This is a genomic window from Actinomadura sp. CNU-125 (assembly GCF_001942465.1).
Taxonomy (GTDB): domain Bacteria; phylum Actinomycetota; class Actinomycetes; order Streptosporangiales; family Streptosporangiaceae; genus Spirillospora.
In genome coordinates this window covers 20,464-42,282 of the sequence record NZ_MKJY01000421.1, presented here as the reverse complement: position 1 = coordinate 42,282, position 21,819 = coordinate 20,464, and the positions used below count along the sequence as shown (strand labels likewise).

Genomic DNA, 21,819 nt, shown 5'->3' with positions numbered 1-21,819 from the left:
CCCTCGTCATCGAGTTCCGCGAGGCCCGGGGGGTCAGTTTCCGGTGGTCTCGCCGCGCCCCGCGTGCTTGACGTTCGCCTTGATCAGGCTGGCCTCCGCGGCCGCCACGACCCGGTCGGCGGTGATGCCGAACTGGCGGAACAGCGTCTTGTAGTCCGCGGACGCGCCGAAGTGCTCCAGGCTCACCGACTCGCCCGCGTCGCCGACGTACGCGCGCCAGCCCATCGCGATCCCGGCCTCCACCGACACGCGGGCCTTCACCCCCGGCGGCAGCACCTGCTGCTTGTAGGCGTCGGTCTGCGCCTCGAACCACTCCACGCACGGCATCGACACGACCCGGGTCGGGGTGCCCTTGGCCTGCAGCGCCTCGCGCGCCTCCAGCGCCAGCGGCACCTCGCTGCCGGTCGCGATGATGATCACGTCGGGCCGTCCGTCGGTCGCGTCCGCCAGCACGTACCCGCCCTTGGCGGTGCAGTCGGCGGTGGCCAGCTCCCCGCCGCGGTCCAGCGTCGCCAGCTTCTGCCGGGTCAGCGCCAGCCCAGCCGGACGGTCGTTGTGCTCCAGGATCGTGCGCCACGCGACGGCCGTCTCCGCGGCGTCCGCCGGGCGGACGACGTCCAGGCCCGGGATCGCCCGCAGCGCCCACAGGTGCTCGACGGGCTGGTGCGTCGGGCCGTCCTCGCCGAGGCCGATCGAGTCGTGCGTCCACACGAACGTCACCGGCAGCTTCATCAGCGCCGCCAGCCGCACCGCCGGGCGCATGTAGTCGCTGAACACCAGGAACGTGCCGCCGTACGGACGGGTGCCGCCGTGCAGCGCGATCCCGTTGCAGATCGCGGCCATCGCGTGCTCGCGCACCCCGAAATGCAGCGTCCGCCCGTACGGGCCGCCCGGGAACTCCTTGGTCTGGAACTCCTCGGGGATGAAGGACGGCTCGCCCTTCATCGTCGTGTTGTTGCTCTCGGCCAGGTCGGCCGAACCGCCCCACAGCTCCGGCAGCACCGGCGCCAGCGCCGCCAGCACCTCGCCGGACGCGGCGCGGGTCGCGATCTCCTTGCCCGCGGGGAACGACGGCAGCGCCTGCTCCCAGCCGGGCGGCAGCGCCCGCGCGGAGATCCGGTCGAACTCGGCGGCCCGCTCGGCGTTCGCCGTCCGCCACGCCTGGAACTTCTCGTTCCACCGCGCGTGCGCCTCCCGGCCGCGGTCGGACACGCCGCGGGCGTGCTCCAGGACGTCCTCGGGCGCCTGGAAGTTCTCCGCCGGGTCCAGCCCCAGCAGCTTCTTGGTCGCCGCGACCTCCTCGGCGCCCAGCGCCGAGCCGTGCGCCTTGCCGGTGTTCTTCTTGTTCGGCGCCGGCCAGCCGATGATCGTGCGCAGCGCGACGAACGACGGGCGCGACGTCTCGGCCTGCGCCGCGGCGAACGCCGCGGCGAGCTTCCCGACGTTCTCCTCGTAGTCGCCGTTCTCCGTCCAGTCGACCGTGTGGACGTCCCAGCCGTACGCCTCGTAACGGGCCCGGACGTCCTCCGACAGCGCGATCGCGGTGTCGTCCTCGATCGAGATGTGGTTGTCGTCCCACAGCAGGACCAGGTTGCCGAGCCGCTGGTGGGCCGCCAGGGCGCTCGCCTCGTGGCTGATGCCCTCCTCGATGTCGCCGTCCGAGCAGAACGCCCAGACGGTGTGGTCGAAGGGGGACTCGCCCTGCGGCGCGTCCGGGTCGAACAGCCCGCGCTCGCGGCGCGCCGCCATCGCCATGCCGACCGCGTTCGCGATGCCCTGGCCCAGCGGCCCGGTCGTCGTCTCCACCCCGGCGGTGTGCCCGTGCTCCGGGTGTCCCGGAGTCAGGCTGCCCCACTTGCGCAGCGCCTTCAGGTCGTCCAGCGTCAGCGGGTAACCCGAAAGGTACAGCTGGATGTAAAGGGTCAGGCTGGAGTGCCCGCAGGACAGGACGAACCGGTCCCGGCCCGCCCAGTCGGGGTCGGTCGGGTCGTGCTTGAGGAACCGCTGGAAGAGCAGGTAGGCGGCCGGAGCCAGGCTCATGGCGGTACCGGGATGGCCCGAACCCGCCTCCTCGACCGCGTCCATGGCCAGGGCGCGGACCACGTCCACCGCCCGCCGGTCCAGGTCAGACCATTCAAACGTGCTGTTGTCCCTAGTCACGGAACGCCAGGCTCCTCTCGAAACCGCTCTGTTTACATGATCACGCGCTGCGGCGCATCGACGTGCGGCGAAACGCCGCGCCCCCCTCGCGATGGAGCGGTGCGCCATGGGCGGGACCCCCGGCCGAAGATCACGTCGTGCCCGATTCGAGCCTATCGCGCGGGCGGTCGGCCCACGCGTGACAGCGAGCACGTCCCGTCCTCGTGCCGCGCGTCCCTCTCATGCACGTCGTCATGCACGTTCTGCCATGCGCGTCCTGCCGGTACGTCGTCGTCGTGCGGCCCGCTCGGCGGCTCGTCGTGCGGTCGCGCGTACGCTCCGGCGGGGGCCGAGCCGCTCCCTGCACCCTTGCCCGATCGGCCCTCCGCTAACCCCCCCGACCGGGTGATCCGGCGGGGGATCCGGGCCGGGGCACGGGCCCGGACGGGGCGCTCCGGCGGACCCCGGGCGGACGTGCGGACAGGCGTGCGGACGGGCGCCGACACGCCGGTCACGGTGCGTCAGGCGACCCGGTGCGCGACCTCCGGAGGCGGCGGACTACAGTGATTACGCGGTTGACAACGAGCGGCCGCCGTATTCGCCAAGCCGAAGTCGCACCCAGCCGAGGCCGGCCCGAAAACGGGGGCACCGCCGAGTTGGTACGCGACTACTCATGCCTAGTTGGACGTGGACCCGATTGTGACGGTGCTCAGTAACAAGCGCGGGGTGGAGCTCGACGAGCACATGCCGGTCGCTCCCCCCGAGCCGACGATGGCCGAACCGGTCGCGCGCCGGTCGATCGGCGAGAGCGTGCGCGCCTACGTCGCGCTCACCAAGCCGCGCGTGATCGAGCTGCTCTTGATCACCACGATCCCGGTGATGTTCGTGGCTGCCGGGGGCGTGCCGCCGCTCGGCACCGTGCTGCTGACGCTGGCCTTCGGCACCATGTCCGCCGGGGCCGCCAACGCGATCAACTGCTACATCGACCGGGACATCGACGCCAAGATGCGCCGCACCCGGCGCCGTCCGCTGGCCCGCGCCCAGGTCACCCCCGCCCGCGCCCTGGTGTTCGGGATCACCCTCGCGGTGCTGTCCACGGCCGGGTTCGCGCTCGCCGTGAACCCGCGGGCCGCCGCCGGGTCGCTGTTCGCGATCCTGTTCTACGTCTTCGTGTACTCGCTGCTGCTCAAGCGGCGCACCTCGCAGAACGTCGTGTGGGGCGGCATCGCCGGCTGCATGCCCGTCCTCATCGGCTGGACGGCCGTCACCGAAGAGATCACCTGGACGCCGTTCGTCCTGTTCGCCGTCGTGTTCTTCTGGACGCCGCCGCACACCTGGACGCTCGCGATGCGCTACCGCGAGGACTACGCCGTCGCCAACGTCCCGATGCTGCCGGTCGTCAAGGGCGAGCGGCGCGTCATCGTGGAGAGCCTCGTCTACACGTACGCGACCGTGGCGTGCTCGCTGCTGCTGTGGCCGCTCGGCGGGATGACCCCCGTGTACGGGGCGGTCGCGGTCGTGCTCGGCCTGGTGTTCCTCGCCGAGGGCCACCGGCTGCTGAACGCCGTCCGCAACGGGGTCACGGGCGTGCACCTGCGGCCCATGCGGTTCTTCCACCTGTCGAACGTCTACCTGGCCCTGCTGTTCGTCGCGGTCTCCGTCGACCCGCTGCTGCACTGACGGACCGGATCGAACACGCGCCGTGATCGGCCCGTCCTAGGTTCGTGACCGGACGCCGGTTACCCTCGCGTCATGGCGCGTGTGGACCCGAAAGCGGTGCTCGAAGGGCGGATTCCGGGGCGGCCCCCGGTCGGCCTGATCGCCGGGCTCACGGTGTCCGGGCTGTGCGCGGTCGCCGCCCTGGGCGTGGACGTCCTGTCCGGCGAGGGCGGCTTCTGGGTCGGGCTGCTGCTGGCGGTGCTGCCCATCCCGCCGCTGATCGCGCTCGCCCTCGCCCTCGACCGGCTCGAACCCGAGCCGCCGCGCGCGCTCGTCTTCGCGTTCATGTGGGGCGCGGGCGTCGCGGTCCTGGGCGCGCTGGTCCTCAACACGGCCGGCCTGCTGTACGTCACCGTCCCGATCTTCGGCGAGGTCGACGGGCACTTCGTCAGCGCCACGTTCGGGGCGCCCGTCATCGAGGAGACGCTCAAGGGCGCCGTCCTGTTCGGCATGCTGTGGCTGCGCCGCAACGAGATCGACGGGTTCGCCGACGGGCTGATCTACGCCGCGATGGTCGGCCTCGGCTTCGCCATGATGGAGAACATCACCTACTACATGCGGGCGTTCGAGGACGGCGGCGCGCAGCAGCTGCAGGCGGTGTTCATCCTGCGCGGCCTCGTCGCGCCGCTCAGCCACCCGCTGTTCACCGCGATGACCGGCCTCGGCGTCGCCTACGCCGCCACCCACCGCCGCGGCCAGTTCCTCGCGCCCGCCGCCGGACTGCTGGGCGCGATGGTCCTGCACGGCCTGTGGAACGGCGCCGCCTCGACGGGCCTCGCCGGCCTCGGCGTCGTCTACCTGCTGGACGCCTGCATCCTCTGCGTGCTGATCGTCATCGTCGCCGTCGAACGCCGCAGCACCGTCCGGCGCATCGAGACGTACCTGCCGCTGTACGCCGCGACCGGCCTGGTCACCCCGGCGGACGTCCGGATGCTGCGCTCGATCCCGGCGCGCCGCGCCGCCCGCCGCTGGGCCCGCGCGGTCGGCGGCCCGGCCGCGGGCCGCGCCATGGTCGACTACCAGCTCGCCGCGACGGAACTGGCGCTGCTGCACAAGCGCGCCGACCGGGGCGTCGCCGACCCGCACTGGTTCGCGACCCGCCGCGACTCCCTGCTCAACCTGATGTCGCTGGCCCGGCACGCGTTCCTGCGCACCCCGCCGGTGCCGCGGGCGAACCCGCCCGGCGGCCCGCCGTGGGCACCGGGCGGCCCGTCCGGCTTCCTCCCGCCCGACCTGCGGAAACGGTGACCCCGATCCCCTGACGGGGGGTTGTGTCGCGGGTGCGCGGAGGCGGCCATAGCATGGTCGGCGTGGCAGAGCCAGAGTCGACTTCAAACCCGCTGATCCGTGCGAGGGACGCCGTGTGGCGCCCGACGGCGGGTTCGTTCCGGCTGCTCGCGCTGCTCGGCGTCATCGGAAACGTGCTGATCGTCGCCAGCGGCGGCGCCGTCCGCGTCACCGAGTCCGGGCTGGGCTGCCCCGAATGGCCCAAGTGCACCGGCGACAGCCTCGTGCCCACGCCGCACCCCGAGCACGAGCTGATCAACATGGCGATCGAGTTCGGCAACCGCATGATCACCTTCGTGGTGCTGGGCGTCGGCATGCTGGTGTTCGTCGCCGCGCTGCGCCTCGTCCCGCGCCGCAAGGACCTCGTCCGGTGGGCGCTCGCCCAGCCGATGAGCGTCGTCGCGCAGGCGGTCATCGGCGGCATCGTGGTCCTGACCGACCTGCACCCCGCCGCCGTCGCCCTGCACTTCCTCGTCTCCCCGGCGCTGCTCGTCTTCTGCGTGGCGCTGTGGATCCGCGCGGGGGAGGGGGACGCGCCGCCGCGCCCGCTCGTCGCGCCCGTCGTCCGCGCCCATCGGCGCGGCGCTCGTCCGCCGCCGTCGTCCTCGTCGCGGGCACCGTGGTCACGGGCACCGGCCCGCACGCCGGGGACGCCTCGTCGCGCCGCTGGGGCTTCGAGATCACCGACGTCACGCGCGTCCACAGCCTCACCGCGTGGGTCACCTGCGCGCTCGTCGTGGTCATGGCCGTCGTCCTGCACCGGACGGACTCGCCGCGCGCCGCGCGCCGCCGCGTCCACGAACTCCTCGCCCTCGTCGTGGCCCAGGGCGCGCTCGGCTACGTCCAGTACTTCCTCGGCGTCCCCGCCGTCCTGGTCGTCCTGCACATGCTCGGCGCGGTCCTGCTGTGGATCGCCGCCTTCCGGCTGTTCTTCGCCCTCCGCGACCGCGGCCCGCTCGCCGCGGACGCCCCCGCGCCCGGCCCCGCCGAACCGGCCGTCCCGACCACGCAGCCCGCCTGACCCCCGACCCGCCCGCGCGTCCCCCGGCGGCCCCGAACGCCGCCGGGCGTCCCCCGCCGCGGGCGTCCGTTCGCCGGTAGCGGTGCCGTCGGAACGGCTGCGGGCGGGGGAGCGGACGGTCAAGCCTTGCGGAGGAACTCGCGGAGGCGGTCCAGGGGCCAGGTGTTGATCACGTCGTCGGGGGTGAGCCAGCCGCGCTGGGCGGTGCCGACGCCGTAGCGGATGTTGCGGTGGTGGCCGACGGAGTGGGCGTCGGTGTCGACGGAGAAGCGGACGCCGAGGCGCTTGGCGCGGCGGATCAGGTCGGCGGGCAGGTCGAGCCGGTCGGGGAACGAGTCGATCTCCATGGCGGTGCCGGTGCGGGCGGCCGCGCGGAACACCTCGTCCCAGTCGGCGTCGACCTGCGGGCGGCGGCCGATGCTGCGGGCGGTCGGGTGCCCGATGACGTGCACGTGGGGGTTCTCGCAGGCGCGGACGAGACGGCGCGTCATCGTCTCCTGGTCCTGCGTGAAGTGCGAGTGGATCGACGCGACGCAGACGTCGAAACCCGCGAGGAAATCGGCGTCCCAGTCGACGTTCCCGTCGGGGTCGATGTTCAGCTCGGTGCCGTGCAGGAGCGCCAGGTCCGGGAAGGAGGCCTGCAGCGCGCGGACCTGCTCGCGCTGGGCGAGCATCTTCTCGTCGGTCATCCGCTGCATGAACAGGTTCGGCGCGTGGTCGGTGATCGCGTAGTACTCCAGGCCGCGGTCCGCGGCGGCGGCGACCATGTCCTCCAGCGGGGCGATGCCGTCGGTGAGGTCGGTGTGGCTGTGCAGGTCGCCGCGCAGGTCGCGGACGGTGACGAGGCGGGGGAGTTCGCCCGCGAGGGCGGCCTCGATCTCGCCGGTGTCCTCGCGCAGCGCGGGATGCACCCACGGCAGCCCGAGCCGCTCGTACACCTCGTCCTCGGTCTCGGAGACGATCAGCGCCCCGGACTCGGCGTCGAACAGGCCGTACTCCGACAGCTTCAACCCCGCCTTGACGGCGATCTCCCGGGTGCGGATGTTGTGCGCCTGCGAACCGGTGAAGTACTGCAGGGCCGCGCCCCACGACTCGGGCGGGACGACCCGCAGGTCGACCTGCAGGCCCTTGGCGGTGCGGATCGAGGTCTTCTTGTCGCCGCTCGCGATCACCTCGTGGACGAGCGGCAGCGCGGTGAACGCCGCCATGATCGGGTGCGGGTCGGTGGAGGCGACCAGGACGTCCACGTCGCCGATCGTCTCGCGCATCCGGCGCAGCGATCCGGCGTGCTCGCACCGTTCGACCTGCGGCAGCGCCGACAGGGCCGCGACGACCTCGTCGGCGATCCCCGCCGCGGCGTCGACGAGCACGCGCTCCCCGGAGCCGCGCATCAGCTCGATGCCGCGCAGGATGTTCTCTTCCGTCTTGGCGCCGAAGCCCTTGAGCCCGCGCAGCTTGCCCGCGCCGATCGCGGTCTCGAGCTCCTCCACCGACGACACGCCCAGCTCCTCGTAGACGGCGAGGGCCTTCTTCGGGCCGAGGGTCGGGATCGCGGTGAGGGCCCGGACGCCCGCGGGGATCTGCGCCCGCAGCTCCTCCACCTGCCGGATCGTTCCGGTGGTGGTGTAGTCGAGGACCTTCTTGGCGATCGCCTCGCCCACGGTGGGGATCTTGCGGAGCCCGGCGAGGTCGAGGTCGGAGACGTCGTCGGGATGCCCGGCGATCGCCCGCGCCGACTTCTCGTACGCCCTGATCTTGAAGGCGTCGCCGCCCGTGATGGACAGCAGATCAGCCAGTTCCTGGATGAGGGCCGCAGCCTCGTCGTTCGCCCGTGCCATAGGTCCGATGTTACGAGGCGGGTACGACGTTTCCGGAGATCGCGCGGGTCGGCCGCGGGGTCAGCGCAGCGGCGCGACCGGGCCGTCCGGGTTCTCCATGCGGCCGGTCACGACCTCGTCGACGATCGCCGACAGCTCGTCCTCGCCGAGCGCCCGGTAGCCGTCGTCGGTGACGACCGCGATCGTCGGGTAGACGCGGCGCGTCCGGTCCGGGCCGCCGGTCGCGGTGTCGTCGTCGGCGGCGTCGTAGAGGGCCTGCACGCAGACGGTCGCGGCGTCCCGCTCGGACAGGCCGGGACGGTACAGCTTCTTCAGCGACCCCAGCGCGTACGGGGAACCGGAGCCGTCGGCGTGGTAGTCGCGGGCCTCCTGCGGCGCGCCGGTGATGTCGTAGGTGTAGATCCGCCCGGTGCCGGTGCGCTCCTCGTACCCGGCGAACAGCGGGACGACGGCGAGGCCCTGCAGGGCCTGCGCGAGGTTCGCCTGGATGACGGCGCCGAGGCGGCGGGCCTTGCCCGGCAGCGACAGCGGGGCGCTCTCCATCTTCTCGTAGTGCTCCAGTTCGACCTGGAACAGCCGGACCATCTCCAGCGCGAGCCCCACGGTGCCCGCGAACGCGACCACCGAGTACTCGTCGGCCCGCTGGACCTTGTCGAGTTCGCGGTAGGCGATGCGGTTGCCCTGGGTGGCGCGGCGGTCCCCGGCCATCATCACGCCGCCCGCGAAGGTCAGCGCCAGGACGGTCGTGCCGTGCGGCAGGTCCGGGACGGTCCCGGCGCCGGGCACCCGGTTGACGGGCAGCAGGTCGGGGGAGTGGAGGCGCAGGAAGTCCACGAACGACGCCGACCCCGCCTCGAAGTACTCCGGCGGCATCCCCTGGTCCTCGTTCCGGCCGATCACGCGGACTCCAATCCGGTCGATTGCAGGTGGTCCCGTCCCGATCCTTCCACGCCCGGGCGCGCGGTCGCCACCGCACCGCCGTCCGGGGCTAGGACTCCGGCGCCTCGGGCGGGTCCTTCTGGCTCCGGGTGGCGCCGACGCTCGCCACCACCACGAAGACGATGGCGGTCCACTGCCGTCCGCTGAGGATCTCGCCGAGCAGCGCCACGCCGACGAGCGCGGCGGCGGCGGGTTCCAGGCTCATCAGGATGCCGAAGACCCGCGCGGGCATGCGCCGCAGCGCCTCCAGTTCGAGCGAGTACGGGATCACCGACGACAGCAGCCCGACGCCGAGGCCGATCAGCAGCAGCCGCGGGTCGAGCATCTCGGCGCCGCCCTCGGCGATGCCGACCGGCAGGACGGCGGCGGTGCCGACGACGCTCGCGACGGCCAGCCCGGACGAGCCGGCGAACCGCTTGCCGGTCGCGGCCGTCAGCAGGATGTAGGCGGCCCAGCACACGGCGGCGACCAGCGCGAACGCGATGCCGACCGGGTCGAGGTCGCCGCCGCCGCGGGCCAGCATGACCACGCCCGCGCCCGCCAGCAGCGCCCACAGCACGTCCCGGGGCCGCCGGGACGCCAGCAGCGCGACGCTCAGCGGGCCGAGGAACTCGATGGTGACCGCGACGCCCAGCGGGATGCGGGCGAACGACTGGTAGATCGAGAAGTTCATCCCGGCGAGCGCCAGCCCGAACCCGGCGGCGACCGCGAGGTCCTGCCGGGTGTGGTCCCGCAGGACGGTCCGCAGCGCCTTGCGGGCCAGGAACGCCAGGACGATCGCGAGGTCAGCAGCCGCAGCGACACGACGGCGCTCGGCGGCAGCCGGTCGAACAGGTTCTTGGCGAGCCCGGCCCCGACCTGCACGGAGATGATGCCGAGCAGGATCAGCGCGGGCGGGGGGACGGACCCGAGGGACAGCAGCCGGGACCGGCGGGCCGCCCGGGACGCGCCGCCGAACGTGCCGGGCGCCTCAGCCAGTGCCATCCATCACTCCCACTTGAAGAACCGGGCGGCGAGGGCGAGCCCGGCGACCGCCCACACCGCGAGGACGAGCAGCGGCCCGCCGGGGAACGCGGCGCCGTCCCGCAGGACGTCCCGCAGCCCCTCGGCCAGCGCCGAGATCGGCAGCAGCTCCAGCGCGTTGCGCACCGACTCGGGGAACTCGTCGAGCGGGAACACGATCCCGCCGACGGCCAGCAGCAGGACGTAGACGAGGTTCGCCGCCGCGAGCGTGGCCTCGGCGCGCAGCGTCCCGGCCATGAGCAGGCCGAACCCGCTGAACGCGGCGGTGCCGAGCAGCAGCAGCGCGAGCACCGAGACCGGGTCGCCGTGCGGTTCCCAGCCGAGCCCGAACGCGACGGCGCAGATCAGCGCGGCCTGGATCACCTCGACGGCGAGGACGGAGAGGGTCTTGGCGGCGATCAGCCCGGCGCGCGGCAGCGGCGTCGCGCCGAGCCGCTTCAGCACCCCGTACCGGCGCTCGAAGCCGGTGCCGATCGCCTGCCCGGTGAACGCCGTCGACATCACCGCGAGCGCCAGGACGCCCGGGGTGAGGAAGTCGACCCGGGATCCCGGGCCGAGGTCCAGCAGCGACGTGGCGCCGAACAGGACGAGCAGCACCACCGGAATGATCATCGTGAGGAGCAGCTGCTCGCCGTTGCGCAGCATCGCGCGCAGCTCGTAGCCGGTCTGCGCCAGGACCATCCGCGGCAGCGGGACCGCGCCCGGCGCCGGCGCGAGGTCCAGCGGGACGGACGCGTCCGCTCCGGCGGACGCGTCCGCCCCGGCTTCTCCGACCGTCATGCGCGCAGCTCCCGTCCGGTCAGTTCGAGGAAGACGTCCTCCAGCGTGCGGCGCTCGATCCGCAGGTCCTCGGTCATGACCCCGTGCGAGGCGCACCAGGCGGTGACGGTCGCGAGCAGCTCGGGCCGCACGTCCGCCTCGATCAGGTAGTGCCCGGCGGGCGACTCCTTGGCCGCGCACCCGGCGGGCAGCGCCGACAGCAGCTCCTCCAGGCCGAGGCCGGGCCGGGCCCGGAACCGCAGCTGCCGTTCGGCGCCGGTCAGCGACTCGGGGGTGCCCTCGGCGACGATCCGGCCGTGGTCGACGATCACGACGTGGTCGGCGAGGGTCTCGGCCTCGTCCATGTTGTGCGTGGTCAGCACGATCGACGCCCCGGCGGCGCGCAGCTCCCCGATCAGCTCCCAGGTCGCGTGCCGCGCCTGCGGGTCGAGGCCGGTGGTGGGCTCGTCCAGGAAGACCAGCTCGGGACGGCCGACGACCGCGACCGCGAGGGAGAGCCGCTGCTGCTGGCCGCCCGACATCCGCCGGAACGGGGTGCGGGCGTGCTCGGTGAGGCCCAGCCGCGCCAGCAGGGCGGCCGGGTCGAGCGGCGAGGCGTGGAAGGACGCGACGAGCCGCAGGAACTCGGCGGCGCGGGCGGTGCCCGGCACGCCCCCGGACTGCGGCATCACCCCCACCCGCGGCTTCAGCGCGCGGGCGTCGGCGGCGGGGTCCAGGCCGAGGACGCGGACCGTTCCCGCGTCGGCCCTGCGGAACCCCTCGCAGATCTCGATCGTGGTGGTCTTGCCCGCGCCGTTGGGGCCGAGCAGCGCGGTGACCTCGCCCCGGGCGGCGCGCAGCGACAGCCCGTCCACGGCCGTCGCCGCTCCGTAGCGCTTCACGAGCGAGTCCAGCTCGACGGCGCCGTCTCCCGGGGGTGTCATGCCCACGAGTTTAGGACCGGCCCCGGACAGGTCCGCGCCCGGATGCGGGTAAAGGCCGCCGGTCGAGCGGGCGGGTCGGGCGCGCGGGTCAGGAGGGCGTGCCGGACGGGCGCGTTTCGGTGCGGGCGCCGGGGGAATCGCGCGATCGGGGGGTGGTGATCATGCGGGTGGTCGTCGCGCTGGGCGGCAACGGCCTCGTCGGCCGCGGCGAGTCGCCCGACGACGGGCCGCAGCGCGCCAACGTGAGCCGGGCGGTACGGGCGCTGGCCCCGCTCGCGCGGCGGCACGAGCTGATCGTCACGCACGGGAACGGGCCGCAGGTGGGCGTGCTGTCGCTGGAGAGCGTCAACGACCCGAACCTGACCCGCCCGTACCCGCTCGACACCGTCGGCGCCGAGACGCAGGGGATGATCGGCTACTGGATCCTGCAGGCGCTGCAGAACGCGCTGCCGGGCCGGCAGGTCATGGCGATGATCACCCAGACGCTCGTGTCGGCCGTCGATCCGGCGTTCGAGAACCCGACCAAGTTCGTCGGGCAGGTGTACGAGCGGGACGAGGCGGACAAGCTCGCCGCCGACTACGGCTGGACGATCGGGCGGGACGGGGAGCACTGGCGGCGGGTCGTCCCGTCGCCCCATCCGCAGCGGGTCATCGAGACCCGGCTGATCCGCGAGCTGGTGCGGCTCGGGACCGTCGTGGTGTGCGCGGGCGGCGGCGGCATCCCGGTGTTCCGCAACGACGTGGGACGGCTGGAGGGCCTGGAGGCGGTGATCGACAAGGACCTGACCGCGTCGGTGCTGGCCGAGAGCCTCGACGCGGACGCGCTGCTGATCCTCACCGACGTCCCGCGCGTCCTCCGCAACTACGGCACGCCCGAACAGGAGGAGATCGTCCACACGACTCCCCACGAGCTGCGCGCGGAGGAGTTCCCCGCCGGGTCGATGGGCCCGAAGGCGGAGGCGGCCGCCCGGTTCGTGGAGCGGACGGGCGACATGGCGGCGATCGGGCTGCTCGACGAGTGCGCGGAGATCCTCGAAGGCACCGCCGGGACGATCGTCACGCCGAACGCCACGTGGCCGCTGGAGAGCACGCTTTGACGGCCCGCCCGGCAGGCGGCGGGGCCCCGCCCGACGCGGGCGGCTTCGCGCGGAGCCTGCTGCGGACCAAGCCCGTCGACCGGATCGTCGCCGAGGGCGGGCGCGGCGCGGGCGGGGAGCTGCGGCGGACGATGGGGCTGCTGCAGCTCACCCTGTTCAGCGTGGGCGCGACCCTCGGCACCGGCATCTTCGTCGTGCTCGGGTCGGCGGTGCCGCTCGCGGGTCCCGCGGTGGTGGCGTCGTTCGTCCTCGCCGCCGTCACCGCGCTGTTCTCGGCGCTGTCGTACGCCGAGCTGGCCGGGACGATCCCGGTCTCGGGCTCGTCCTACTCGTACGCGTACGCGACGCTGGGCGAGCTGGTGGCGTGGGTGTGCGGGTGGTGCCTGCTGCTGGAGTACGGGGTGTCGGTGTCGGCGGTCGCGGTGGGCTGGGGCGCCTACCTGAGCGCGTTCTTCGACACCACGCTCGGGTTCACGATCCCGGCCGAGCTGGCGGACCCGCCGGGCGGCGGCGGGATCGTCAACGTCCCGGCGATCGTCGTGGTGGCGCTGGCGGCGTTCCTGCTGCTGCGCGGCGCGTCCGAGACCGCGGCCGCCAACACGGTCATGGTGTTCCTCAAGATCGGGGTGCTGCTGTTCTTCTGCGCGGTGGCCTTCACCGCGTTCCGGTCGGAGAACATGAGCGGGTTCGCGCCGATGGGCTGGGCCGGGATCAGCGCGGCGGCGTCGAAGGTGTTCTTCTCCTACATCGGCTTCGACGCGGCGTCCACCGCCGGCGAGGAGGCCAAGAACCCGCGCCGCGACCTGCCGCTCGCGATCATGCTGTCGTTGGCGATCGTCACCGTCGTCTACGTGCTGGTCGGGCTCGCCGCCGTCGGCGCGATGCCCTGGACGCGGTTCGGCGGGGAGGACTCCGAGGCGTCGCTGGCGAACGTGCTCGACGCGGCCACGGGCGCCGCGTGGCCCTCGGCCGTCCTGTCGATCGGCGCGGTGATCGCGATCGCGAGCGTCGTCCTGACGGTCATGTACGGGCAGACGCGCATCCTGTTCGCGATGTCGCGCGACGGGCTCGTCCCGCCCGTGTTCCAGCGGGTGAGCCCCAAGCGCTCGGTGCCGGTCGCCAACACGGTCATCGTGGCGGTGTTCATCGGGCTGCTCGCCGGGTTCGTTCCGCTGGGGCGGCTGGTGGACGCCACGAGCATCGGGACGCTGTTCGCGTTCGCGCTCGTCGGCGTCGGGGTGATCGTGCTGCGGCGGACCCGCCCGGACCTGCCGCGCGGCTTCCGGGTGCCGCTGTACCCGGTCACGCCGCTCATCGGGGTGGCGCTCTGCGTGTACCTGATGGTCGGGCTCGGCGGGATCACGTGGCTGGTGTTCCTGCTGTGGGGGCTCGCCGGGCTCGTCGCCTACTTCGGCTACGGGCGCCGCCGTTCGCGGCTGGGGAGGGCGGGCGCGTGACGCACCGGGTGCTGGTCGGCTGCTCCCCGGACGAGCGGGGCGACGACGCGCTCGTCCTCGCGGCGCTGGTCGCGCGGGCCACCGGCGCGGCGGTGACCGCCGCGAACGTCCACCCGCCGCCGTGGCCCGCCCGCGGCCCCGGGTCGGTGGACGCCGAATGGCTCGCCCCTACCTGCGCGGACGCGCGGACGAGATCGCCTCCGCGGCCGTCCGGCGGCTCACCGGACTCGGCGTCCCGGAGGGGGCGGCCGAGCCGCGCGTGCACGCGCACCGGGGGAGCGGCCGGGGGCTGATCGAGGTCGCCGAGGAGACCGGCGCGGGCCTCGTCGTGATCGGCCTCGGCGCCGCGGCGGGCGCGTGCGCATCGCCGTCGGCAGCACCGCCGACCAGCTCCTGCACGGTTCGCCGGTGCCGGTCCTGCTGGCGCCGCGCGGATACGGGGCGCTGGCGCCCGGACGGCTGGAGCGGCTCACCGCCGCGTACTGGCGGCGGCGGGACGCCGACGGCCCGCTCGACGCCGCCGCCGGGTGGGCCGCGGCACTGGACGTCCCGATGCGGCTGCTCACGCTGGTGCTGCGGCCGCCGGGTGTCGCCGCGCGGTTCCGCGACTCCGGGGAGGTGCTGGAACGGCAGCGGGGACGGGCCGAGGACGATCTCGCCCGTGCGGCCGGGCTCGTGGACTGCGTCCCCGTGACCACGGAGGCGGTCGCGGGGGCGAGCGTGGGCAAGGCGCTCGCGGCCGTGGATATGCTGCCGGGCGAGGTCCTGACCTGCCAATCCGGACATCACGGCCCGCTGCGCAAGGTTTTCCTCGGCGAGAGCTCCGGCAAGATCGTGCGCTCCGCGCCCCGTCCGGTGCTGATGCTCCCGCGCGGCGCCGCCCGCCGGTGAACACGCAGGTTTTAGGTAAGGCTTACCTGCGTGAGCCACGACATCGGCAAAGCGGTGTTTCGGGGGAAGGAATTACGGCACACTGATGTTGTGAAAAACGTGAGCGAGGGTCAGGCGAACGCGGAAGCCGCGGTGACGCGGCCTTCCGGCGTGCCGTCCGCGGCCGGGACCGAGCGCGACACCCGCGCCCGGGTGGCCCGGCTGATCCTCGAACAGGCCCGGTCACCGCGTCCGCGCTCGGCGAGCGGGTCGGCCTCACGCCGGCCGCCGTCCGCCGGCACCTGGACGCGCTGCTGGCCGAGGGCATGATCGAGATCCGCCGGGCCAGGCCGCAGACGCGGCGCGGCCGCGGCCGTCCCGCGAAGTGGTTCGCGATCACCGAGGCGGGGCGGAGCGCGTTCGTGCACGCCTACGACGACCTGGCGACGAGCGCGCTGCGGTTCCTCGCCGAGACGGCGGGCGCCCACGCGGTCGCCGAGTTCGCCCGGCGGCAGGTCGCCGACCTCGAACGGCGCTACCGGCCCGTCGTGCAGGAGGCCCCGCCCCACCAGCGGGTCCGCACGCTCGCCGAGGCGCTGTCGGGCGACGGCTACGCGGCGGCCGCCGCGAAGGCCCCCCAGCCCGGCGGCGGCGAGCAGCTGTGCCAGCACCACTGCCCGGTCGCGCACGTGGCGGCGGAGTTCCCGCAGCTGTGCGAGGCCGAGACGGAGGCGTTCAGCCGGCTCCTGGGCACCCCCGTCCAGCGGCTGGCCACCATCGCCCACGGCGACGGCATCTGCACGACCCACGTCAGCCCCCGCTCGCTTTGCGGGGACGGGACGGACGGGCCGGGGGACGCGGGTGAGACCCCCGCGAGCACACTGACCAGTGACGAGGAGTCCGGGAGGACGCCCCTATGACTACGGCAGCCCACCCTGAACTGGAAGGGCTCGACAGGTACAAGTTCGGCTGGGCCGACTCCGACGCAGCCGGAGCCTCGGCCCGCCGCGGCCTGAACGAGGACGTCGTCCGCGACATCTCGGGCAAGAAGAGCGAGCCGGACTGGATGCTCGACCTGCGCCTCAAGGGGCTGCGGCTGTTCGACAAGAAGCCCATGCCGAGCTGGGGCTCGGACCTGTCGGCCATCGATTTCGACAACATCAAGTACTTCGTGCGCTCCACCGAGCAGCAGGCGGCCTCCTGGGAGGAGCTCCCGGAGGACATCAAGAACACCTACGACAAGCTCGGCATCCCCGAGGCGGAGAAGCAGCGCCTCATCGCCGGCGTCGCCGCCCAGTACGAGTCGGAGGTCGTCTACCACAAGATCCGCGAGGACCTTGAGGAGAAGGGCGTCATCTTCGTCGACACCGACACCGGCCTGCGCGAGCACCCGGAGATCTTCCAGGAGTACTTCGGCTCCGTGATCCCGGTCGGCGACAACAAGTTCGCCGCGCTCAACACCGCCGTGTGGTCGGGCGGCTCGTTCATCTACGTGCCGCCGGGCGTCCACGTCGAGATCCCGCTCCAGGCGTACTTCCGGATCAACACCGAGAACATGGGCCAGTTCGAGCGGACGCTGATCATCGCGGACGAGGGCTCCTACGTCCACTACGTCGAGGGCTGTACCGCCCCGATCTACAAGTCGGACTCCCTGCACTCGGCCGTCGTCGAGATCGTCGTGAAGAAGGACGCGCGCGTCCGCTACACGACCATCCAGAACTGGTCGAACAACGTCTACAACCTGGTGACCAAGCGCGCCGTCGCCTACGAGGGCGCCACCATGGAGTGGGTCGACGGCAACATCGGCTCCAAGGTCACCATGAAGTACCCGGCGGTGTACCTGCTCGGCGAGCACGCCAAGGGCGAGACCCTGTCGATCGCGTTCGCGGGCGAGGACCAGCACCAGGACGCGGGCGCCAAGATGGTGCACGCCGCGCCGAACACCTCCAGCAACATCATCTCCAAGTCGGTGGCGCGCGGCGGCGGCCGCACCTCCTACCGGGGCCTGGTGCAGATCCAGGAAGGCGCCGAGCACAGCAAGTCCACCGTCAAGTGCGACGCGCTGCTGGTCGACCAGATCAGCCGGTCCGACACCTACCCCTACGTCGACGTCCGCGAGGACGACGTGGAGATGGGCCACGAGGCCACCGTCTCCAAGGTGTCGGAGGACCAGCTGTTCTACCTGATGAGCCGAGGCCTCAACGAGGACGAGGCCATGGCGATGATCGTGCGCGGGTTCGTCGAGCCCATCGCGCGCGAGCTGCCGATGGAATACGCACTCGAGCTGAACCGGCTCATCGAACTTCAGATGGAAGGAGCCGTCGGCTGATGGGGCTGGACGTTAAGCCTCTCTCGACGCTGCACGAGAAGGCGTCGTACGACCTGGGCGACTTCGAGGTGCCCACCGGCCGCGAGGAGGAGTGGCGGTTCACCCCGCTGCGCCGCCTGCACGGCCTGCACAACGGCACCGCCCAGGACGGCGGCAAGGTCATCGTCGACGTCGAGGCGGCGCCCGAGGCGACCGTCGAGACGGTCGCCGCGACGACGCCCGCATCGGCAAGGCGTACGTCCCGGCCGACCGGGTCTCGGCGCAGGCGTGGAACTCGTTCACGCAGGCCACGGTCGTCACCGTCCCGAAGGAGGCGGTGGCCTCGGCGCCGACCGTCCTGCGGGTGCGCGGCGAGGACGCCTCGGCCGCCTCCTACGGGCACACCACCGTGATCCTGGAGCCGTTCGCCGAGGCCACCGTCGTGCTCGCGCACCGCGGCTCGGCGACCTACGCCGACAACGTCGAGTTCGTCGTCGGCGACGGCGCCCGCCTCTCGGTGATCAGCCTGCAGGACTGGGACGACGGCAGCGTGCACGTCTCGCACCAGCACGCCCGGCTCGGCCGCGACGCCCGGTTCGTCTCGCACAACATCTCGCTGGGCGGCGACCTGGTGCGGATCTCGCCGTCCGTCGCGTACGAGGCGCCCGGCGGCGACGCCGAGCTGTACGGGGTGTACTTCGTCGACGGCGGCCAGCACCTGGAGCACCGGCTCCTGGTCGACCACACCGTCCCGCACTGCCGCAGCCGCGTCGACTACCGCGGCGCCCTGCAGGACGCGGACGCCCACGCCGTCTGGATCGGCGACGTCATCATCCGCGCCGAGGCCGAGGGCACCGACACCTACGAGCTGAACCGCAACCTCGTCCTCACCGACGGCACGCGCGTCGACTCGGTGCCGAACCTGGAGATCCTCACCGGCGAGGTCGCCGGCGCGGGGCACGCCTCGGCGTCCGGACGCCTCGACGACGAGCACCTGTTCTACCTGCAGGCGCGCGGCATCACCTTCGACGAGGCCCGGCGCATGGTCGTCCGCGGCTTCCTCGGCCAGCTCGTCGACCGCATCGAGGTCGAGAGGTGCGCGACAAGGTCCGGCAGGCCATCGAGGAGGAGCTCGACCAGGGAGCGGGAGACCGATGACGTACGTGAAGGTGTGCGCGCTGAACGACGTCCCGGCGGACGGGGCGCTGGGCGTCGAGGTCGACGACACGCCCGTCGCGATCGCGCGCAGCGGCGACGAGGTGTTCGCCGTCAACGACATCTGCTCGCACGCCGAGGTCTCCCTCTCCGAGGGCGAGATCTACAACGGCACCATCGAGTGCTGGCTGCACGGGTCCTGCTTCGACCTGCGCACGGGCAAGCCCACCAACCCGCCGGCGACGCAGCCGGTCGCCACCTACAAGGTCAAGGTCGAGGACGGCGACGTCTACGTCTCGCTCGGCTCCGAAGACTAAGGAACGACACACACCATGGCCACGCTTGAGATCCGCGACCTCCACGTTTCCGTCGGCGAAGGCACCGACGGGAGCAAGGAGATCCTGCGCGGGGTCGACCTGACCGTGAAGGCCGGCGAGACCCACGCGCTGATGGGGCCGAACGGCTCCGGCAAGTCCACCCTCGCGTACGCGGTCGCCGGGCACCCCAAGTACGAGGTGACCGGCGGCACCGTGACGCTCGACGGCGAGGACGTCCTGTCCATGAGCGTCGACGAGCGCGCCCGCGCGGGCCTGTTCCTGGCGATGCAGTACCCGGTCGAGGTGCCGGGCGTGTCCGTCTCGAACTTCCTGCGCTCGGCCGTCACGGCCGTCCGCGGCGAGGCCCCCAAGCTGCGCGAGTTCGCCAAGGAGATGAAGGCGGCGATGGACGGCCTGTCCATCGACCCCGCGTTCGCGCAGCGCTCGCTCAACGAGGGCTTCTCCGGCGGCGAGAAGAAGCGGCACGAGATCCTCCAGCTGGAGATGCTCAAGCCGAAGATCGCCGTGCTGGACGAGACCGACTCCGGCCTCGACGTCGACGCCCTCAAGGTCGTCTCCGAGGGCGTGAACCGGTTCTCGTCCGCGCCCGGCACGGGCGTCCTGCTGATCACGCACTACACGCGCATCCTGCGTTACGTGAAGCCGGACTTCGTGCACGTCTTCGCGAACGGCCGCGTCGTCGCCGAGGGCGGCCCCGAGCTCGCCGACCAGCTCGAGAACGAGGGCTACGAGAAGTACGTGAAGGCGGGCGCATCGGCATGAATCTGCTGCCGGAGGAGCTGAAGAAGGACTTCCCGCTCCTGCAGCGCACGGTCCGCGGCGGCCGCCCCCTGGTCTACCTGGACTCGGGGGCGACCTCGCAGAAGCCCGTCGCGGTGCTGAACGCCGAACGGGAGTTCTACGAGCGGCACAACGCGGCGCCGCACCGCGGCGCGCACCTGCTCGCCGAGGAGGCCACCGAGGCGTACGAGAAGGCGCGCGCGTCCATCGCCCGGTTCGTCGGCGCGACGCCCGGCGAGATCGTGTTCACCAAGAACGCCACCGAGGGCATCAACCTCGTGGCGTACGCGATGAGCAACGCCGCGACCGCGGGGCCCGAGGCCGAACGCTTCAAGGTGGGGCCCGGCGACGAGGTCGTGGTGTCCGAGATGGAGCACCACGCGAACCTCGTCCCGTGGCAGCAGCTATGTCAGCGGACCGGGGCGACGCTCCGCTGGTTCGGGATCACCGACGAGGGCCGCCTCGACCTGTCGAACCTGGACGACCTGGTCGGCGAGCGCACGAAGATCGTCGCGCTGACGCACCAGTCGAACGTCCTCGGCAGCGTCACGCCCGTCGACCGGATCGTGGAGCGTGCCCACGCCGTCGGCGCGCTCGTCCTGCTGGACGCCGCGCAGTCCGTGCCGCACCAGCCGGTGGACGTCCGCGCCCTCGGCGTCGACTTCCTCGCCTTCTCCGGGCACAAGATGCTCGGCCCCACCGGCATCGGCGTGCTGTGGGGCCGCGGCGAACTGCTGGAGGCCATGCCGCCGTTCATCACCGGCGGATCCATGATCGAGGTCGTGCAGATGGAGTCGACCACGTTCATGCCGCCGCCGCAGCGGTTCGAGGCGGGCGTCCCGATGACCGCGCAGGCCATCGGGCTCGGCGCCGCCTGCGACTACCTCGCCGCCATCGGCATGGACCGGGTCCACGCGCACGAGGACGCCCTCGTCGGCTACTCGCTGGAGCGGCTGGGGGAGATCCCCGGCGTCCGGATCATCGGCCCCGGCACCACCGAGGCGCGCGGCGGGGCGGTGTCGTTCACCGTCGAGGACATCCACCCGCACGACGTCGGCCAGGTACTGGACGACCTCGGCGTGGAGGTCCGCGTCGGGCACCACTGCGCGTGGCCGATCTGCCGCCGGTTCGGCATCCCCGCGACCACCCGCGCGACGTTCTACCTGTACAACACCCTCGCGGACGTGGACGCGCTCGCCGACGGGGTGCGGCGGGCGCAGAAGTTCTTCGGAACAGCCTGAGCGCCGCCCCGGTTGTAGCCAGAAAGGCTTGGAAAGGACGACATGCAGCTGGAGGCGATGTACCAGGAGGTCATCCTGGACCACTACCGCAATCCCCTGCACAAAGGGTTGCGGGAGCCGTACGAGGGTGAGGCGCACCACGTCAACCCCACGTGCGGCGACGAGGTGACGCTGCGCGTCCACCTGGACGGCGACGGCCGGGACGCCACGGTGAGCGACGTCTCCTACGACTCCATGGGCTGCTCGATCAGCCAGGCCAGCGCCTCGGTGATGGCGACCTGCTGATCGGCAAGTCGGTCAAGGAGGCGATGGAGGTCGGCGACGAGTTCCTGGCGCTGATGCAGTCGCGCGGCCAGGACGCCGAACCCGACGAGGACGTCCTGGAGGACGCCGTCGCCTTCGCCGGGGTGTCGAAGTACCCCGCCCGGATCAAGTGCGCCCTTCTCGCCTGGATGGCGTGGAAGGACGCGACCGCCCGCGCACTCGGAGAGGCATCATGAGCGAGACCGCCGAGACGACCGAGAACACCGAGACCGCCCCGGCCGGCACCGCCGCCGAGGAGGAGGTCCTCGAAGCCCTCAAGGACGTCGTCGACCCCGAACTCGGCATCAACGTCGTCGACCTGGGCCTGGTGTACGGGGTGAACCTCGACTCCGGCGTCGCCACCCTGGACATGACGCTGACCAGCGCCGCCTGCCCGCTCACCGACGTGATCGAGGACCAGGCGCACAGCGCCCTGGACGGCCTGGTGCAGGACGTCAAGATCAACTGGGTGTGGCTCCCGCCGTGGGGCCCCGACAAGATCACCGAAGAGGGCCGCGACCAGCTCCGCGCCCTCGGCTTCAACGTCTGACGAAGCCCGCGCACGAAGGCCGCGCCCCCGACCCCGGGGACGCGGCCTCCG

17 protein-coding genes and 5 pseudogenes are annotated in these 21,819 nt (G+C 72.6%); 16 read left to right on the top strand and 6 right to left on the bottom strand.

What is annotated here, in order from left to right; genetic code table 11:
- Nucleotides 1-33: 33 nt before the first annotated feature.
- Nucleotides 34-2,160 (bottom strand): transketolase, encoded by a 2,127-nt coding sequence (tkt, locus tag BJF79_RS35805; RefSeq protein ID WP_075904067.1) that lies wholly within the window; start codon nt 2,158-2,160, stop codon nt 34-36.
- Between the two features lie 723 nt (nt 2,161-2,883).
- On the opposite strand from tkt, the gene BJF79_RS35800 reads away from it, so the two are divergent.
- From BJF79_RS35800 to BJF79_RS63280, 4 genes and pseudogenes are all read left to right on the top strand, one after another.
- A complete protein-coding gene (locus BJF79_RS35800; RefSeq protein WP_075904087.1) occupies nt 2,884-3,819 on the top strand; it encodes a heme o synthase in 936 nt (311 codons plus the stop codon).
- A gap of 72 nt (nt 3,820-3,891) precedes the next feature.
- Nucleotides 3,892-5,106 (top strand): PrsW family intramembrane metalloprotease, encoded by a 1,215-nt coding sequence (locus tag BJF79_RS35795; RefSeq protein WP_075904065.1) that lies wholly within the window; start codon nt 3,892-3,894, stop codon nt 5,104-5,106.
- A 53-nt stretch (nt 5,107-5,159) separates the two neighbouring features.
- Nucleotides 5,160-5,618: pseudogene (locus BJF79_RS63285) on the top strand (COX15/CtaA family protein); the annotation flags it as partial.
- Nucleotides 5,619-5,764: 146 nt separating this feature from the next.
- A complete protein-coding gene (locus BJF79_RS63280) occupies nt 5,765-6,166 on the top strand; it encodes a COX15/CtaA family protein (RefSeq protein ID WP_262403064.1) in 402 nt (133 codons plus the stop codon).
- Between the two features lie 119 nt (nt 6,167-6,285).
- Here the strand turns inward: BJF79_RS63280 and polX are convergent, their stop codons facing one another.
- From polX to BJF79_RS35765, 5 genes and pseudogenes are all read right to left on the bottom strand, one after another.
- On the bottom strand, nt 6,286-8,004 hold the full coding sequence (gene polX / locus BJF79_RS35785) for a DNA polymerase/3'-5' exonuclease PolX (protein WP_075904063.1): 1,719 nt from the start codon (nt 8,002-8,004) through the stop codon (nt 6,286-6,288).
- A gap of 60 nt (nt 8,005-8,064) precedes the next feature.
- Complete coding sequence (gene prcB / locus BJF79_RS35780; RefSeq protein WP_075904085.1) at nt 8,065-8,877, bottom strand: proteasome subunit beta; 813 nt, start codon at nt 8,875-8,877, stop codon at nt 8,065-8,067.
- A 115-nt stretch (nt 8,878-8,992) separates the two neighbouring features.
- Nucleotides 8,993-9,927 (bottom strand): annotated as a pseudogene (locus BJF79_RS35775) (EamA family transporter).
- Nucleotides 9,928-9,930: 3 nt separating this feature from the next.
- Nucleotides 9,931-10,746: an ABC transporter permease gene (locus tag BJF79_RS35770; RefSeq protein ID WP_083734498.1), complete on the bottom strand. Its 816-nt coding sequence runs from the start codon at nt 10,744-10,746 to the stop codon at nt 9,931-9,933.
- The gene (locus BJF79_RS35765; RefSeq protein ID WP_075904083.1) at nt 10,743-11,669 is read right to left on the bottom strand and encodes an ABC transporter ATP-binding protein; all 927 of its coding nucleotides are present in this window, start codon (nt 11,667-11,669) and stop codon (nt 10,743-10,745) included. Before BJF79_RS35765 ends, BJF79_RS35770 begins: the two co-directional genes overlap by 4 nt.
- A 161-nt stretch (nt 11,670-11,830) precedes the next feature.
- Between BJF79_RS35765 and BJF79_RS35760 the strand changes: the two genes are divergently transcribed.
- From BJF79_RS35760 to BJF79_RS35710, 12 genes and pseudogenes are all read left to right on the top strand, one after another.
- A complete protein-coding gene (locus BJF79_RS35760) occupies nt 11,831-12,766 on the top strand; it encodes a carbamate kinase (protein WP_075904080.1) in 936 nt (311 codons plus the stop codon).
- Entirely contained in the window at nt 12,763-14,223 is a 1,461-nt protein-coding gene (locus tag BJF79_RS35755; RefSeq protein WP_075904061.1) for an amino acid permease, read from the top strand. Before BJF79_RS35760 ends, BJF79_RS35755 begins: the two co-directional genes overlap by 4 nt.
- Nucleotides 14,220-14,516: a hypothetical protein gene (locus tag BJF79_RS63275; RefSeq protein WP_262403061.1), complete on the top strand. Its 297-nt coding sequence runs from the start codon at nt 14,220-14,222 to the stop codon at nt 14,514-14,516. The genes BJF79_RS35755 and BJF79_RS63275 overlap by 4 nt, the downstream gene beginning before the upstream one ends.
- 64 nt (nt 14,517-14,580) lie before the next feature.
- A complete protein-coding gene (locus BJF79_RS63270) occupies nt 14,581-15,114 on the top strand; it encodes a universal stress protein (protein ID WP_262403060.1) in 534 nt (177 codons plus the stop codon).
- A gap of 99 nt (nt 15,115-15,213) precedes the next feature.
- A pseudogene (locus BJF79_RS35745) lies at nt 15,214-16,013 on the top strand (helix-turn-helix transcriptional regulator).
- Nucleotides 16,010-17,422 carry a Fe-S cluster assembly protein SufB gene (sufB, locus tag BJF79_RS35740; RefSeq protein WP_075904058.1) on the top strand — a complete coding sequence of 471 codons (1,413 nt, stop codon included), beginning with the start codon at nt 16,010-16,012 and terminating at the stop codon, nt 17,420-17,422. Before BJF79_RS35745 ends, sufB begins: the two are co-directional and overlap by 4 nt.
- Nucleotides 17,422-18,559: pseudogene (gene sufD / locus BJF79_RS35735) on the top strand (Fe-S cluster assembly protein SufD). The gene sufB and the pseudogene sufD overlap by 1 nt, the downstream one beginning before the upstream one ends.
- Complete coding sequence (locus BJF79_RS35730) at nt 18,556-18,873, top strand: non-heme iron oxygenase ferredoxin subunit (protein WP_075904056.1); 318 nt, start codon at nt 18,556-18,558, stop codon at nt 18,871-18,873. The pseudogene sufD and the gene BJF79_RS35730 overlap by 4 nt, the downstream one beginning before the upstream one ends.
- 15 nt (nt 18,874-18,888) lie before the next feature.
- Complete coding sequence (gene sufC, locus BJF79_RS35725; RefSeq protein ID WP_075904054.1) at nt 18,889-19,656, top strand: Fe-S cluster assembly ATPase SufC; 768 nt, start codon at nt 18,889-18,891, stop codon at nt 19,654-19,656.
- Complete coding sequence (locus tag BJF79_RS35720) at nt 19,653-20,915, top strand: cysteine desulfurase (protein ID WP_075904052.1); 1,263 nt, start codon at nt 19,653-19,655, stop codon at nt 20,913-20,915. The genes sufC and BJF79_RS35720 overlap by 4 nt, the downstream gene beginning before the upstream one ends.
- A 42-nt stretch (nt 20,916-20,957) precedes the next feature.
- A pseudogene (sufU, locus tag BJF79_RS35715) lies at nt 20,958-21,415 on the top strand (Fe-S cluster assembly sulfur transfer protein SufU).
- Nucleotides 21,412-21,768, top strand: a complete 357-nt coding sequence (locus tag BJF79_RS35710) for a metal-sulfur cluster assembly factor (protein ID WP_075904050.1) — start codon at nt 21,412-21,414, stop codon at nt 21,766-21,768. Before sufU ends, BJF79_RS35710 begins: the two are co-directional and overlap by 4 nt.
- Nucleotides 21,769-21,819: the final 51 nt, after the last annotated feature.